This is a genomic window from Corallococcus sp. CA053C, from assembly GCF_003611675.1.
GTDB lineage: Bacteria > Myxococcota > Myxococcia > Myxococcales > Myxococcaceae > Corallococcus.
Window position 1 is genome coordinate 1 of sequence record NZ_RAWA01000253.1, and the last position, 13,936, is coordinate 13,936.

Consider the following 13,936-nt stretch of genomic DNA (forward strand, 5'->3'; position numbering starts at 1 on the left):
GGCCATGGGTGCCGCGGAGGGTAGCGGCGTTCCCCCGCGCCCCACAACTTCGGCCCCCCTCCGGATGCTGGCGGCCCTTCGCCGACTCCGCCGCGAGGCTCGGAGCCTCGGAGGCTCGGAGCCTCGGGAGCTGCTTGCGCGGGGCGGTGAGGCGTGCGACGTCGCGGTGCATGCGACTCACCCTGCACCGCGGCGTCAGCCTGGCCGTCCTCGCCTCCGCCCGCACGGAGGCTGACCACCACGAGGACCTGGGGTGCAGCATCCAGGGGCCCACGGCGCGCCCGGTGCGCCGGGCCCAGCTTCCGCTCAAGCGCCACATCGCCGCGCTGGGCCGCGAGGGCGCGCTGCGGGAAGCGGACGCGCTGATGCGCTGGCTGGAGGAGACGCCCCGGTACGCCGCGCTGTGCGTGGGCACGAAGCGGCGCATGGGACGGCGCGTGCTGCGCGAGGACGTCCTCTTCCCGGATCCGCTGCGCCACCGTCCCCGTGTGCTGCACCTGCGCCAGGAGTCGCTGGGCCTGGACGTGCCGGTGCGCGCGAAGGACTGGCCGGCCCTCGCGGACCTGTTCGCCGCGCTCGCCCGGGGCGCGACGCGCGAGGAGCTCCGGAGCCTGTCCACCGTGCCGGCCGTGGGGGAGTTGCTGGGCGACCTGTCCCAGGCGGGCTGGCTCGTGCGCCACGAGGGGCCGGTGGAGGTGCCCGGGCCCGGGGCCCTCTTCGTGGGACACAACACGGTGCTGGTGGCGGGCAGGGAAGGGCGCGTGCTGGTGGATCCGTACTTCCGCCCCGCTGGAGACGCGGACCTTCCCGGCTACGCTCCGCTGCAGGCGGGCGACCTGGGGCGCGTGGACGCGGTGGTCATCACCCACTCACACGGGGACCACTTCCACCTGGGCTCGCTGCTGCCGCTGCCCCGCGACACGCGCATCTTCGTCCCGGCGGTGGCGCGCGAGAGCCTCTTCTCCACGGACTGCGCGCTGCGGCTCACACAGCTGGGCTTCACGCGCGTGGAGCCGCTGCGCTGGGGCGAGACGCGGCAGGTGGGGGACGTGATGGTGCACGCGCTGCCCTTCCACGGTGAGCAGCCTACCGACGGGGAGGGACCGCACCCGGGCCTCTTCAACGAGGGCAACACCTGGCTCGTGCGCTCACCGGACTTCTCCGCCGCCTTCTTCGCGGACGCGGGCCACGACGTCCGCGGGGACATGGACGCGGTGTGCCGCCGGGTGCACCAGCAGCAGGGCCCGGTGGACGTGCTCTTCTGCGGCGTGCGCGGCTTCCGGCTGCCGCCCATCTTCTTCGGCTTCACCACGCTGGATGCCTTCCTCGTCAACGTGCCGCGCGCCGCGCTCACCACGCCGCAGCGACTGATGGCGGGCCCGGAGGAGGCCCTGCGCTACGGCGCGTTGCTGGGCGCGCGCTACGTCGTGCCGTGCGCGGACGGCGGTGCTCCGTGGTACTGGCGCGAAGGCATGGGGCCCCGCTACGCCGGCTACCCGGGAGAGCCCGTCACGGGCGCCAGTTCGCTCGACGAGAACCCCGACGCGGATCCGTATCCGGAGCGGCTCGCGGAGGTGCGCAAGGCGCGGGACGAGGGACCGAAGGCGCTCCTGCTACGGCCCGGTGAGGCCCTGCGCTGGCGGGGGGCCCGGGCGCCGGAGGTGCTGCGCACGCGGGGCTTCGAGTGGCCCTTCGGGGACTGGCGTCAGGCCGCGCCCGTGCCACCGCTACCGCGCAGTACATCGCGGACCCGCCAGAGGGCGCCCAGGTAGAGGGCGCCCAGCGCGACGAGGCAGCTCACGCCCACCATCACGTACCGGTGGATGACGCGGCTCACGTTCCAGCCGTAGGTCTCCACGAGGCGGCTCGGGTCGCTCAGGCCCACGCCCTCGATGAGGCCGAAGGGGATGCGGTCCACGTCGGTGCGCGCGGCCCACCACATCTCGAAGCCGTCCATGAACGCCGCCGCGCCGATGACGACGAAACCCCAGCGCAGCGCGTGCCTGCGCAGGTAGTGGTCCGGCGACACGTAGAACGTGGTCATCAGCGCCGCGCCCAGCACCATCTTCCCCGCGTCACCGCCGAACGTGAACATCGCCTGGCCCTGCTCCAGATCCAGCGCCAGCGTGCCCACTGCCTGCACCGCGAGCAGCACCGTGCCCACGCCCACCCACGTCCACCGGCGCCGCTTCCAGCCCTGGTAGACGAGCGTTCCCAGCAGGCCCGCCACCAGCACCACCATGAAGGGCGAGCGCTCCTCCGAGACGGGGGTGATCCACAGCGACGGCATGGCGCTGAAGCCGCAGAACCACGCGCTGACAGCGTGTCCCAGTTCGTGCACCGGCATGGTGAGGAAGATGCGGGACAGGGCGTGGAAGCCCGGTGAGTGGACCGCGAGCCAGGCCAGGACGAGCGCCGCGGGCAGCACGCACACGCGCAGCTTCGCCTCGAAGGTCGCATCCGCCGCTTCGCTGTCGTCGAAGGCCAGGTCCGGCGTCACGCGCTCCGGCATCGCCTCGACGAGGGGCGGAACGAACGTGGGCGCCGCGTGGGTCTCCAGGGCTTCGCGCAGCGCGAGCCGCCGGTCTTCTGCTTCGCGCCAGGCCGCGTCCTGGGTCGCGAGCTCGCGCTCCTCGGCCTGACGGGCGGCGGCGCGCACCTCCGCGCGCAGGTAGATGACGCCGCACGCCGGGCACTCGGGCCCTTCCACGCGGAGGGTGCCACAGCGGGGACAGGCGGCGGACGGAGGGCTCACGGCCCCCGATTCTAGGTGCACCGTGCGCGGGACGAAAATCGCACCGCGTCTCCGCCGGGAACCCGGGCTCCCGGCGGCAGGGCGGTGGCTCAGTAGTAGTCGCTGTAGTCGGTGTTGAACAGGTCGATGACCGTGACGCCCCACGAGTGCACGATGACGACGATGATCGTCTTGCGGAAGCGCGTGAGGTTCCAGTCCAGCATCTGCTGCTGCAGGCCCACATGCGCCTGGAGGCCCACGCCCGCGGACCTCAGCGCCACCGGGCCGAAGGTCTTCGTGACCGTCGGGAGCCTCGCGACCTCCTTGCCATCCTTGTCGATGAGGCTGGCGATGCCCCTGTACTTGCCCACCTGGCTGTCGTCCGGATTGGCCTGGACGCTCACGCGGTAGTGGCCCGCCGGAAGGCCCGTCTCGGGGGCGTCGAGGTAGAGGAACGCCGCGTCCACGCCCTGCGCGTAGTCCGTGGCGGGGACCTTCTCGAAGCCCGCGATGTTCGTCGCCACCACGGTGGCCGTCTCCGCGGTGAGGGTGCTGATCTGCTCCTCGTTGAGTGCGAGGGCCTGCGCCTTCGCCTCCTGCAGCAGCTCCGCCTTGCGGTCGGTGCAGGTGACCTCGCTGGAGGCCTCCTGACGGGAGGCGTACGACGCGAACCGGGACTCGCCCGCGAGGGCGGTGCCGGTGAGGAGGAGGGCGGCCAGGAGGGAGGAGCGCTTGAAGCTGGAAGAGTTCATGAGGGGGACGGGGGCCAATCACCTTCGAGGGGACTTCAATCACTGACACCACGGGACTTCGACGACAGGTCCCGCTCACGCCTTCCGGTGACTGCGCGTGAGCGGACCGGTGCCCCCTGTGCACCGACGGTGCCAATCCCTGACACGGCCCCGTTCCTCCCTGGCTTGCAGGGGCGCTCCCCGGGTGTCCCGAGCGCCTGCGGCAATGGCTGTGACAGGCCGGGTTACGGACCCCGTCTGGCAATGACTTCCAGCGCTACAAGCGGGCCGCGCCGCAAGAGGGCTTGACGTCCTGGGGCCGGGGCGCCCATGTCGTGGGCATGGCTGGTGAGCTGGATACCCGCACCCGGGGCAGGACCGCGCGCGGACGCCTGCGCGCGCTGGATGCGTACCTGTGCCAGTCCGAGTCCGCGCTCCTCACGCGCAGGGAGGGCGCCTGGGCCCGCGCCGTCTTCGTGGACGTGGGGTTCGGTGAACACCCGTGGACCACGCTGGAGAGCGCCACCGCCTTCCGCGCGCTGAACCCGGAGCTGTCCGTCGTGGGCGTGGAGTTGGAGGCCGAACGCGCCCATGCCGCCGCGCGCGCGCATTCGGACGCGCGCACGCACTTCCGCGAGGGCGGCTTCGTGCTTCCCCTGGCCCCGGAGGAGCCCGCCCGGCTGGTACGCGCCATGAACCTCCTGCGCCAGGGCCCACTGGAACGCATCCCGGAGGCCCACCGCGCGATGTCGCGGCACCTGCTGCCCGGCGGGCTGCTCGTCGAGGGCTCTTCCGACACGGACGGCGCGGTGCTGGTGGCCCACCTGCTGCGCCGGACGCCGGAAGCCGAAGCCCCCGCGCGCGAAGGACTCCTCTTCCACACCGACTTCTCCCGGGGCTTCGCGCCGCTGCTCCTGCGCGACTGGCTGCCCCGCGACCTGCGCCGTCGCGTCCGCCCCAGCGAGCCCCTGCACGCCTTCTTCCAGGCGTGGGAGAGCGCATGGAAGGCCGCGCGCGCGGAAGGCCACACCGCGCCCCCGGAGGCGTTCGCCGAGTCCGTCCTGCGACTCGCGCGGATGACCCCGGGTGTTGCGCCCGACGCCTGGCTGCTGACCCATGGGTTCCTGCGCTGGAGTCCGCCCGGGGGGATTCCCCCCTGACGCCATGACTGTCCTTGCAAGTCCTTGGAGGCGCAATTGTGGAGAGGGCCTGTCCCCAAGCGCAGCGGGAAAAGGTATTCTGTCGGGAATTGCCCTCCGGGAGTCACCCGGGCTTCCGGAAGGCAGACGGCTCGACATGAACAGGCACCTTCTGACGCTTCTTGCCGCGGGGCTGATGGCCAGCACCGCGGTCGCGGGTCCGTCTACCCCGGATCTCGGCGGCAATCGCCTCGCGCAGCGCCGCCCAAGACAATCCCGTCGTTCCCCACAGCGTCCGCGCCGTGAGGCCGACCCCACGAACCTGGAGCATGAGATGGAAGAGGTGGCCTTCGCCGATGAGGCCCCCGCGGCAGTCATCGCGGCCCGACCCCCTGCGTTGCTGTTCTCCGCCCACTTCTACGGCACCCTGGCCGCGGCGCGCTGTCTGGGCCGCCACGGCGTGGACGTGACGGTGGCGGACACGGGCCGGTTGGGCCCGGCCAGCTATTCACGCTTCGTCAGCCGCCGGGTGCAGTGCCCGCCGGAGTCCCAGCCGGAGGCCTTCCTCCAGTGGCTGGTGGACTTCGGCCTGCGCGAGCCCGTCAAGCACGTGCTCTACCCGACGAGCGACGAGCTGGCGTGGCTCATCTCCGCGCACCGCGCCAAGCTGGAGGACCTCTTCCACCTCTACGACCCGGGCGTGGACGCGGTGTACGGGCTGCTCAACAAGCGCCGCCTCCACGAGGTGGGCACCGAGGTGGGCCTGCACCTGCCGCGCACCTGGTTCCCCCAGTCGGAAGCAGACCTGGAGCAGGTGCGCCGCGAGGCGAGCTTCCCGGTGCTGCTCAAGCCCACGACGCAGATCCTCCACGCCACCCACCGCAAGGGCCAGCCGGTGGCGTCGCCGGACGACCTGGCGCGCGAGTACCGCGAGTTCGCCCGCGACACGTACGCGCCCATGCTCGTGAAGTTCGACCCGGCCGTGGTGAACCCCATGGTGCAGGAGTTCCACCCCGAGGCCGCCGAGGGCATCTACAGCCTCTCCGGCTTCGTGGACGAGACGGGCGAACTCTTCGAGGCGCGGGCCTCCATGAAGGTGCTCCAGCGCCCGCGCAAGCTGGGCGTGGGCGTCTGCTTCGAGCCCGCCCCGCTGCGCCCGGACCTCGTGGCCGGCCTGTCGCGGCTGTGCAAGCGGCTGGGCTACCACGGCGTCTTCGAGGTGGAGTTCATCCAGACGAAGGACGCCTACCTCCTCATCGACTTCAACCCGCGCTTCTACGGGCAGATGGGCTTCGACATCGCGCGCGGGCTGCCCCTGCCGCTGCTCGCGTACCACGCCGCCACGGGCGACCGGGCCGCGCTCCAGCGCGCGGTGGCGGACGCGCGCGCCGTCAGCGCCCAGCACGACGAAGAGGTGTTCTGCAACCGCATCGCGCTGGAGATGCTGCTCAACCTCCAGCGGCTGTCCGGGGCGCTGCCGGCCAACGAGGCCCGGCAGTGGCGCCAGTGGCTCAACACCCACCGCGCGAAGGCGGTGGATCCGCTCATCGACGGGGACGACATGGTGCCGGCGGCGGTGGAGCTGGCGACCATCGCCTACGGCTCCGCGCGCCACCCCCGCGCCTTCCTGCGGATGATGGTGTTCAACCGCAGCTAGCGGGCCGCGCGGGACGGGGCGGGGACCGGGTCGTCGAAGGTGACCAGGTCCTCGTTCGTCTCCGCCCGGCGCAGCACGCGCACCCGGCCGCCCTCCACGCCGACGATGGCCGGCTGCGGGAAGGAGAAGGACGTGCCGAAGGGCACGAAGTACGCGCCCGCGTCCATGATGGCCAGCGTGTCGCCCACCTTCAATTCCGGCAGCCGCACCGCGTGGTACAGCGTGTCGCCCGGGGTGCAGATGGGGCCCACCACCGTGTAGGCCCGGTGCGAGGGCGCGTCCGGCCGCTCGACGTGGAAGAGCTGGTGGTACTCGTTGCGCACGCACTCCGCATGGTTGATGCCCATGTCGAGCACCGCCCACGTGCGCTCGCCTCCGTCCTTGAGCGCGTGCACGCGGCCCAGGAGCAGCTGCGTGTTGCCCGTCATCGCGCGGCCCGGCTCCAGGAAGATGCGCGGGCGCGCGCGGCCCTTCTTCGCGTAGTGCGCCTCCACCTGGGACACCACCTTCGCCACGTAGCGCTCGATGGAGAGCGCCGCCGCGAAGTCCGGCGCGGGAAGGTCGCGCTGGAAGGTGAGGTTGAGCCGCCAGTCCTTCTGCTCGATGTGCTCCACCGTCGGCGTGCAGAGGCTTCCGCCCAGGTCCAGCACCTCCAGGTCCAGCCCCAGCTCCCGGTGCAGCTCATCCGCGAAGTCCAGCACCGAGCCGACGAAGCCCTCCAGCTCCGCCTCCGTGCGGATCAGCTCACCCCGGTGTGCGTGCAGCCCCACCACGTCCAGCGTGCCCAGGGCCAGCGCCTTGCGGTACGCCGCGAGCGCCATGCCGCCGGTGATGGGCGTGCCGAACTGCGACGTCCAGCCCTGCGCCGTCGTCACCCGCACCGCGACGCGCGGGTGCTTGCGCAATTCCTGCGCATGCCGCGCAAAAACGTCCAGCTCCTCGACGTGGTTCGCCGCCAGCAGACCGATGCCCCGGGTGATGGACTCGCGGATGGACGCGTCCGACTTCACCGGGCCGTTGTAGACGATGCGCTCCGGCGCCACGCCCAGCTTGAGCGCGAGCCACAGCTCGTACGCGGAGATCACTTCCGCGCCCACCCCGCGCGCGTGCAGCGCGGACAGCACGCCGGGCACGGGGTTCGTCTTGTAGGAGTAATAGACCTCACAGCCGCCCGCGGCGCCCGGAGGCACCGCCTGGAAGGCGTCCGCGTTGCGGTTCAACGCGGCCAGGTGCACCACGTGCAGCGGCGACCCGTACTCCTGCACGAGCCGGGACAGCGACACGCCCTCCAGCATCAGGCCCTGGCCGGCCCGGGATTCCAGGCTCCAGGTCTCCGGGGGGAGGGAGGCGCGCGCGGGGGCCATCGCGCGCTGCACGACGGGCCCCAGGGTCTGCTTCAACTGCCGCTTGGCGGTTCCAACGAGACGATGACGCAAGCTCACGGGGGACAGCCCTTTCACGAGGCGCGAGGCAGCTTGAGGGGGAGGTAGCGCGTCAGTTCGAAGCGCTTCTTCAGCGCGCGCGTGGCGAGCTGCAGCAGGCGGTACTCCAGCTCTCCGTGCTCACGCCGGTACTTGTTGTGGATGATGGCGTTGGACTCCGCCACGGACTTCTCCACCTTCTCGCCCTTCTTGCCCAGGTCGTGCATCAGCGAGGGCTTGCCCACGCGGTAGTTGAGGATGGGGCGGTTGACGTAGACGTGGCCGTAGCGGCGGATGCCGCGCATGTAGAAGTCCACGTCCTCGTAGACGGGGATGTTCGGGTCGAACCCGCCCAGCGGCTGGAAGTAGTCGCGGCGCACCATGCACGCGGAGTTCACGTACAGCGTGCCCAGGAACAGGATGTGCGCCACCGTCCACGCGCTGTTGGGCGTGGTGGCCCCCACCCTGGCGACCCGCTCGAAGTAGCTGCTCTTGTCCTCCAGCCACTCGGGGTCCTCGCTGAAGGGCACCACCCAGCCCACCGCGACGCCCGCGTCCGGCCGCGCGTCCAGGGCGGACACCATCGCCTGCAGCGCGCCCTCCGCCAGCAGGTCGTCATCGTCCAGGAAGTGCAGGTAGCGGCCCTTGGCCAGCGTGGCCCCGTGGTTGCGCACCAGCGCGGGCCGGCCGCGCGAGGGCACCTCCTGCTTGAAGTAGCGCACGCGGGCATCGCCAATGCCTTGCACCGCCTGCCGCGCGGTGCCCTCGGCCGTGTCGTCCAGGACCAGCACCTCCACCTGGACGCCTTCCTGACGCAGCGCGGAGTGGATGGCCTCCACCACTTCCTTCTCGCGCTTGTACGTCGGCATCACCACCGAGACGTCAATCTGGGACATGCCGGACTTATACCGGTGGCGCCCCACGGCTGAGAAGCCAGCAGGACCGGGGGTCCGCACCGACAGCGCCTCCGCCGCTCGGGGACCTGCCTCGTGATTTCTTGGAAGTTTCTACCGCCGGATTCAACCGGGCCCCCGCAGGTTTTTCAGCCCGGGGCGTGACACGGTTGCCGCACCGTGGCTGCTTGCCCGCTCCATTCGCGGTGCGTCAAAAGCTGGCGATGGCGCACTCGAACGGGTCCTCTTCTTCCGGCAGATCGCCCACCGAAGCCATGAAGGGCTCAGGGGCATCCTCCTCGGAGAAGGCGTCCGTGTGGGCGGGGACTTCCGCCTCTTCCGCGGGGTCCTGCGGCAGCCATCCGGGGTGCAGTTCTTCGCGGGCCATGTGCGTTCGTCCTCTCCGCAACCGGTTCGGCGTCATGGGGTGACTTGCAGCCGTTGTGCCACCCCACCCCTACGTAACGGCCCAGGCAGGCGGGTCGTTTCCGACGGAGGGTGGGTCGCCGGGCAGGCAGGCATCGCTTGACGCGAGGCCCCGGGGCCGACAGGAAAGGAACACCGATGGCCGTCCTGCTGGCACATGAAATTGAATCGCCGCGTCCGTGCAGCTACCTGCCGGGGCGGGAGGCGTCCCTGGAGACGCTGGTGATGCGCAACGTGACGCCCCAGGAGTACGAGCACCTGCTCGTGCGCGGGTGGCGTCGCTTCGGGCCGCAGTACTTCCGGCCCGCGTGCGCGTCGTGCCAGGAGTGCGTGTCATTGCGCGTGCCGGTGGAGGGCTTCCAGCCCAATCGCAGCCAGCGCCGGGCCCGCGCGGCGTGCGCGCACCTGCGCGTGGAGGTGGGGCCGCCGCGCGTGGACGAGGAGCGGCTCGCGCTCTACCGCGCCTGGCACGCGGACCGGGAGACGACGCGCGAGTGGGACGCGTCGGAGCTGGGCGCGCGTGAGTACTCGCTCCAGTTCGCCTTCCCGCACCCGTCCGCGCGCGAGGTGGCCTGGTACGACGACAGCGACCCGGCGGGCCCGAGGCTCGTGGGCCTGGGCATCTGCGACGAGATGCCGCGCGCGTGGAGCGCGGTGTACTTCTTCTACGACCCCGCCTACGCGCGGCTGTCGCTGGGCAAGGCGAGCGTGCTGTTCCAGGTGGAGCTGGCGCGAGAGCGGGGCATCCCGTACGTGTACCTGGGCTACCGCGTGCTCGCGTGCGACTCGCTGCGCTACAAGGCCGGCTTCCGCCCGCACGAGCTGCTGGAGGGGCGGCCCCCGCTGGACGCCCCGCCTGGCTGGCGCCCCGCGCCCGAGTCGCCCTGAGCTGGCTTCACGTCAGGAGCCGCCGAGCAGCGCCTTGGCGAAGAAGTCGCGCAGGTGGCGCTCGTACTCCGCCGGGGCCACCTTCGCGTATTCGCCGTGGTGCGCGCCGGGCACGACCCAGTACGCCTTGGGTTCACACGCGGCGTGGAACAGTGCGTCCTGGAGGAACGCGGGTGCGTACGCGTCGACGTCGCCGTTGATCAGCAGGAGCGGCCGGCCCTTCAGGTCGCACAGGTGCGCCATGGGGTCCACGGCGTCCACGTCCACGCCGGACAGACGCATCGTCCAGAGCACCGGCTGCACGCTCAAGGGGCCCCACCTGCCGTAGCTGTAGCGCGTGTCCGCCTCCAGGGAGGGGTACGCGCCCGCGGCGGCCACGGCCTTGAGGCGCGGATCCTCCAGTGCCCCCAGGAGCGCGGTGGTGCCGCCCATGGAGAAGCCCAGCACGCCCACCCGCGACGGGTCCACGTCCGCGCGCCCCGACACGAAGTCCACCGCCGCGCGCAGGTCCTCGCGCTCGCGGTCGCCCCACGTCACCAGGTCGCCGTCGCTCTCGCCGTGGCCGCGCGAGTCGAAGAGCAGCACGCCGTAGCCCGCGCGCGACAGCGCCTCCGCCTCGAAGAGCATCTGCGTGCGGTTCTCCGCGAAGCCGTGCAGCACCACCACCGCCGCGCGGTTGCGTGACGGCACGTACCAGCCCTTCAGCGTGAGCCCGTCGCGCGTGCGCAGCGCCACGTCCATGCGCGTCGCGAGGGTGCCGTCCGCGGGCGGCTTCACCGACTGGCGCGCGGGGTGCAACACGGAGCGCGCCGTGCGGACGTTGCGGTACGCGATGACCGAGGCCACGGCGAGGACGCCCAGCAGGGCGAGCACGACGAGGCGGGCGGGGCGGGGACGGATGGGTTTCTTCACGAGGATGGTTTGTGAGCCTATACCCACGGTCCGGCTCCCGGGGGGAGTCCCCGGGTTCGTTGTTTCTCCAAGAGGTGCGGGGCGGGCCCTTGCAGGAGGTGCGCGCATGACTCCCGATGTCTCCGTGGTGGTGCCCACCTTCCGCCGTCCCGCCCTGGTGGTGGAGGCGGTGAAGAGCGCGCTGTCCCAGGACGGCGTCCGCGTGGAGGTGCAGGTGCTGGACGACAGCCCGGAGGGCTCCGCGCGCGAGCCCGTCCAGGCGCTGGGAGACGCCCGCGTGCGTTACGTCCAGCGCGACGTGCCCACCGGCGGCAACCCCGCCACGGTGCGCAACGAGGGCTGGCCGCGCGCCACCGGCCGCTACCTGCATTTCCTGGACGACGACGACCGCGTGGCCCCGGGCGCGTACCAGGCGCTGGTGCACGCGCTGGGCGCCCACCCGGCGCGGGGCGTGGCGTTCGGGCGGGTGGCGCCCTTCGGGGACGACGCCCAGGTGCTCGCGCAGCAGACGGCGTACTTCGAGGACGCGGCGCGCCGGGCCCGCATCGCCGAGCGGCTGGGGTCGCGGCGCTGGCTGGTGGCGAACATGCTGTTCCGGCCCACGGTGCTGGTGAACTCCGCGTGCCTCATCCGCCGCGAGCTGCTCCCCGTGCTGCACGGCTATGACACGCGGCTGCCCCTGGTGGAGGACGTGGACTTCTACCTGCGCGCCATCCGCCGCGCGGGCGCCGTGTTCCTGGACCGGGTGGTGCTGGAGTACCGCACGGGTGCGCCCTCGCTGATGCACAACGAGCGCGACGCGACGAAGGCCGTGAGCGCGTACCGGCTGATCCACGAGCGCTACCGGCGCGAGTGGGGCGCGCTCGAGTTCACGGCGCTGCGGCTCGCGACCCGCACCGTCCTGCGGTGGCTCTGATGCGCCTGGACGTCGAGCGGGTGGACACGGTGGCGAAGTTGAACGCGCTGGGGCCGGAGTGGCGGGCCCTGGCGGCGTCGGCGGGGCAGGGGCTGCCCTTCGCCACCTGGGAGTGGAACGTCACCTGGTGGCGGCACTTCCAGGAGCAGCGCCACAGCGTGCGCGACCACCTCTTCGTGCTCGCGCTGCGAAGCCGCGACGGCACGCTGCGCGCCGTGGCGCCGCTGATGCGCACCGAACGCCCGGGCTCCGGCCCCGTGCGCGCGCGGGTGCTCCAGTTCCTGGGCGCGGACCCCAACGTCACCGAACTGCGCGGTCTGCTCTGCGCGCCGGAGTGGGAGGTCTCCGCCTGGGCCGCCGTCACACGCCACCTGCGCGCGCACGCGAGCGAGTGGGATTGGATCCTCTGGAGCGGCCTCGCGCTGGACGGGCCCGCGCCGGGGGAACTGTCCCGCATGGCCCCGCTCACGCCCCTGCGGGAGGTGCCCGCGTACGTACTGCCGCTGGCCCCGACGTGGGAGGCGTTCAAGGCCAGCCGCTCGCGCAACATCAAGGAGTCGCTGCGCAAGTGCTACAACTCCCTCAAGCGCGACGGGCACGCCTTCACCTTCGCGGTCGCGCGCGCACCGGAGGAAGTCACCCCGGCGCTGGAGTCCTTCTTCCGCCTCCACCAGGCCCGCGCCGCGGCGACGGACGCGGCGGTATCGCATCGGGATGTCTTCGCCTCCACGCAGGCGCGGGGCTTCCTGCAGGCGCTGTGTGGTGAGCTTGCCCGCCAGGACGCCGTGCGGGTGTTTCAACTGTGTATCGGCGGGGCGGTGGTCGCGGCGCGCGTGGGCTTCGTGCTCGGCGGGGCGCTCTATCTCTACTACTCGGGCTATGAGCCCCGGTGGGGTGACTACAGCGTGATGACCACCACCGTGGCGGAGTCGCTCCAGTACGCCATCGCCCAGGGGCTGTCGGTGGCCCACCTGTCGTCGGGCCGGGATGTGTCGAAGCTGCGTTGGGGGCCCCGGGAGATCCAGACGCACGACGCCCTGCAATTGTCTCCTGTGTGGCGCGGGCGTGCCGCCTTCGCTACCTATCGCAAGGTGCGTGCGCTATTGAGCAGCGAGCAGCTCCAGGGGTGGGCCCGCCGGACGCTCGCGCGTCGTGCGGGAGCATGAGAAAAACGTTTCCTTCCAGGACCCTCCCACCTTGAACCTGCGGACGCAGCGAGACATGACGGCCTCGGCACCGGCGCCCGCGCGGCGACGCGTCCTGTTCACGCTCGTCTTCATGGGCACGGGGGGCATCGAGCGCTCGGTGTGCAACGTGCTGGCGGGCCTGGACCGCGAGCGCTTCGACCCCGCACTGTTCTTCCACCACGGGCCGCCGCCGCCCGACACGCGGGACCGCATCCCCGCGGACGTGCCCATCTCGTGGGGCGTGGGCGTGGAGGCCTACCGGCGCTGGGAGCTGCCGCGGATGCTCTGGCGCCTGTTCCGCGAGGCGCGCCACGCGGACATCATCGTGTCGGGGCAGGAGGGGCGGGCGGCGCTGCTGGCGCGGATGGCCGGGGCGATGCTGGGCAAGCCGGTGCTGGGGATGGTGCACTTCGACTGGGGGGCGTTCCACCGCGAGCAGCCGCGCCGGCAGCTCTGGGGCCTGCGGGTGCTGTACCCGGGCATGGACCGCATCGTGGCGTGCGGCTCCGACTCCGCGAAGGCGTTCGCGGAGCTGGTGAACGTGGACGCGGGGCGGCTGGAGGTCATCCCCAACTTCGTGGACGCTGGGAGGGTCCGCGCCGCGGCCGGGGCGCCCCTGCCGGAGTGGGCCGTGCCGGTGTTCCAGAAGCCGGTGGTCATCGCCGTGGGGCGGCTGGAGGCGCAGAAGTCCTTCGACATGCTCATCCGCGCACATGCCCGGCTGCAGGCGGCCGGGCGGGACACGCACCTGCTCATCCTGGGCGTGGGGTCGCTGGAGGCGGAGCTGAAGGCGCTGGCGCGCGAATTGGGGGTGGAGGCTTCGGTGTTCATGCCGGGCTTCGCGGACAACCCGCATGCGCTGATGGGGCGCGCCACCGCGTTCGCCCTCTCCTCGCGCTTCGAGGGGCTGCCCATGGTGCTCCTGGAGGCGCTCGCGCTGGGGTGCCCCATCGTCAGCACGGACTGCCCCTCCGGCCCCGCCGAGGCGCTGGACGGAGGGCGGGCAGGGGTGCTGGTGCCCATGGGTGACGA

Annotated in this window: 13 protein-coding genes; 7 read left to right on the forward strand and 6 right to left on the reverse strand. The window is 72.0% G+C overall.

The genetic code is table 11. The features are described 5' to 3' along the window. The first annotated feature begins 170 nt into the window (after positions 1-170). Positions 171-1,772 (forward strand): MBL fold metallo-hydrolase, encoded by a 1,602-nt coding sequence (locus D7V97_RS27815; protein ID WP_120613665.1) that lies wholly within the window; start codon positions 171-173, stop codon positions 1,770-1,772. Here the strand turns inward: D7V97_RS27815 and D7V97_RS27820 are convergent. Both D7V97_RS27820 and D7V97_RS27825 read right to left on the reverse strand, forming a co-directional pair. After that, a complete protein-coding gene (locus tag D7V97_RS27820; protein ID WP_120613666.1) occupies positions 1,706-2,755 on the reverse strand; it encodes a hypothetical protein in 1,050 nt (349 codons plus the stop codon). The two genes, D7V97_RS27815 and D7V97_RS27820, sit on opposite strands and share 67 nt — an antisense overlap. Before the next feature lie 89 nt (positions 2,756-2,844). After that, positions 2,845-3,486 (reverse strand): hypothetical protein, encoded by a 642-nt coding sequence (locus tag D7V97_RS27825; RefSeq protein ID WP_120613667.1) that lies wholly within the window; start codon positions 3,484-3,486, stop codon positions 2,845-2,847. A gap of 320 nt (positions 3,487-3,806) precedes the next feature. On the opposite strand from D7V97_RS27825, the gene D7V97_RS27830 reads away from it, so the two are divergent. Both D7V97_RS27830 and D7V97_RS27835 read left to right on the forward strand, forming a co-directional pair. Next, on the forward strand, positions 3,807-4,625 hold the full coding sequence (locus tag D7V97_RS27830) for a methylase (RefSeq protein WP_120613674.1): 819 nt from the start codon (positions 3,807-3,809) through the stop codon (positions 4,623-4,625). 313 nt (positions 4,626-4,938) lie between these two features. Then, positions 4,939-6,261 (forward strand): carbamoyl-phosphate synthase, encoded by a 1,323-nt coding sequence (locus D7V97_RS27835; RefSeq protein WP_199728963.1) that lies wholly within the window; start codon positions 4,939-4,941, stop codon positions 6,259-6,261. On the opposite strand, the gene D7V97_RS27840 is transcribed toward D7V97_RS27835, so the two are convergent. From D7V97_RS27840 to D7V97_RS44820, 3 genes are all read right to left on the reverse strand, one after another. Then, the gene (locus tag D7V97_RS27840; RefSeq protein WP_233583268.1) at positions 6,258-7,661 is read right to left on the reverse strand and encodes a pyridoxal-dependent decarboxylase; all 1,404 of its coding nucleotides are present in this window, start codon (positions 7,659-7,661) and stop codon (positions 6,258-6,260) included. The two genes, D7V97_RS27835 and D7V97_RS27840, sit on opposite strands and share 4 nt — an antisense overlap. A 56-nt stretch (positions 7,662-7,717) precedes the next feature. Further along, positions 7,718-8,578, reverse strand: a complete 861-nt coding sequence (locus D7V97_RS27845; RefSeq protein WP_199728964.1) for a glycosyltransferase family 2 protein — start codon at positions 8,576-8,578, stop codon at positions 7,718-7,720. A gap of 208 nt (positions 8,579-8,786) precedes the next feature. Next, positions 8,787-8,963, reverse strand: a complete 177-nt coding sequence (locus tag D7V97_RS44820) for a hypothetical protein (protein WP_158623470.1) — start codon at positions 8,961-8,963, stop codon at positions 8,787-8,789. Between the two features lie 176 nt (positions 8,964-9,139). Between D7V97_RS44820 and D7V97_RS27850 the strand changes: the two genes are divergently transcribed. After that, the gene (locus D7V97_RS27850; RefSeq protein WP_120613670.1) at positions 9,140-9,889 is read left to right on the forward strand and encodes an arginyltransferase; all 750 of its coding nucleotides are present in this window, start codon (positions 9,140-9,142) and stop codon (positions 9,887-9,889) included. A 12-nt stretch (positions 9,890-9,901) separates the two neighbouring features. Here the strand turns inward: D7V97_RS27850 and D7V97_RS27855 are convergent, their stop codons facing one another. Continuing rightward, positions 9,902-10,801 (reverse strand): alpha/beta hydrolase, encoded by a 900-nt coding sequence (locus D7V97_RS27855; protein ID WP_120613671.1) that lies wholly within the window; start codon positions 10,799-10,801, stop codon positions 9,902-9,904. 106 nt (positions 10,802-10,907) lie between these two features. Here D7V97_RS27855 and D7V97_RS27860 point away from each other — a divergent pair, with 106 nt between their 5' ends. The 3 genes from D7V97_RS27860 to D7V97_RS27870 all read left to right on the forward strand — a co-directional run. After that, positions 10,908-11,717, forward strand: a complete 810-nt coding sequence (locus tag D7V97_RS27860) for a glycosyltransferase family 2 protein (protein ID WP_120613672.1) — start codon at positions 10,908-10,910, stop codon at positions 11,715-11,717. Next, positions 11,717-12,883 carry a GNAT family N-acetyltransferase gene (locus D7V97_RS27865; protein ID WP_120613673.1) on the forward strand — a complete coding sequence of 389 codons (1,167 nt, stop codon included), beginning with the start codon at positions 11,717-11,719 and terminating at the stop codon, positions 12,881-12,883. The genes D7V97_RS27860 and D7V97_RS27865 overlap by 1 nt, the downstream gene beginning before the upstream one ends. A 55-nt stretch (positions 12,884-12,938) precedes the next feature. Then, on the forward strand, positions 12,939-13,936 hold a 998-nt coding region (locus D7V97_RS27870; protein ID WP_147445007.1), incomplete at its 3' end, for a glycosyltransferase.

Excerpts from the sequence above, each read along its gene's own strand:
- D7V97_RS27815 (WP_120613665.1), top strand. The coding sequence starts at position 171 with ATGCGACTCACCCTGCACCGCGGCGTCAGCCTGGCCGTCCTCGCCTCC.
- D7V97_RS27845 (WP_199728964.1), bottom strand. The coding sequence starts at position 8,578 with ATGTCCCAGATTGACGTCTCGGTGGTGATGCCGACGTACAAGCGCGAG.
- D7V97_RS27830 (WP_120613674.1), top strand. The coding sequence starts at position 3,807 with ATGGCTGGTGAGCTGGATACCCGCACCCGGGGCAGGACCGCGCGCGGA.
- D7V97_RS27825 (WP_120613667.1), bottom strand. The coding sequence starts at position 3,486 with ATGAACTCTTCCAGCTTCAAGCGCTCCTCCCTCCTGGCCGCCCTCCTC.
- D7V97_RS44820 (WP_158623470.1), bottom strand. The coding sequence starts at position 8,963 with ATGGCCCGCGAAGAACTGCACCCCGGATGGCTGCCGCAGGACCCCGCG.
- D7V97_RS27850 (WP_120613670.1), top strand. The coding sequence starts at position 9,140 with ATGGCCGTCCTGCTGGCACATGAAATTGAATCGCCGCGTCCGTGCAGC.
- D7V97_RS27835 (WP_199728963.1), top strand. The coding sequence starts at position 4,939 with ATGGAAGAGGTGGCCTTCGCCGATGAGGCCCCCGCGGCAGTCATCGCG.
- D7V97_RS27865 (WP_120613673.1), top strand. The coding sequence starts at position 11,717 with ATGCGCCTGGACGTCGAGCGGGTGGACACGGTGGCGAAGTTGAACGCG.
- D7V97_RS27860 (WP_120613672.1), top strand. The coding sequence starts at position 10,908 with ATGACTCCCGATGTCTCCGTGGTGGTGCCCACCTTCCGCCGTCCCGCC.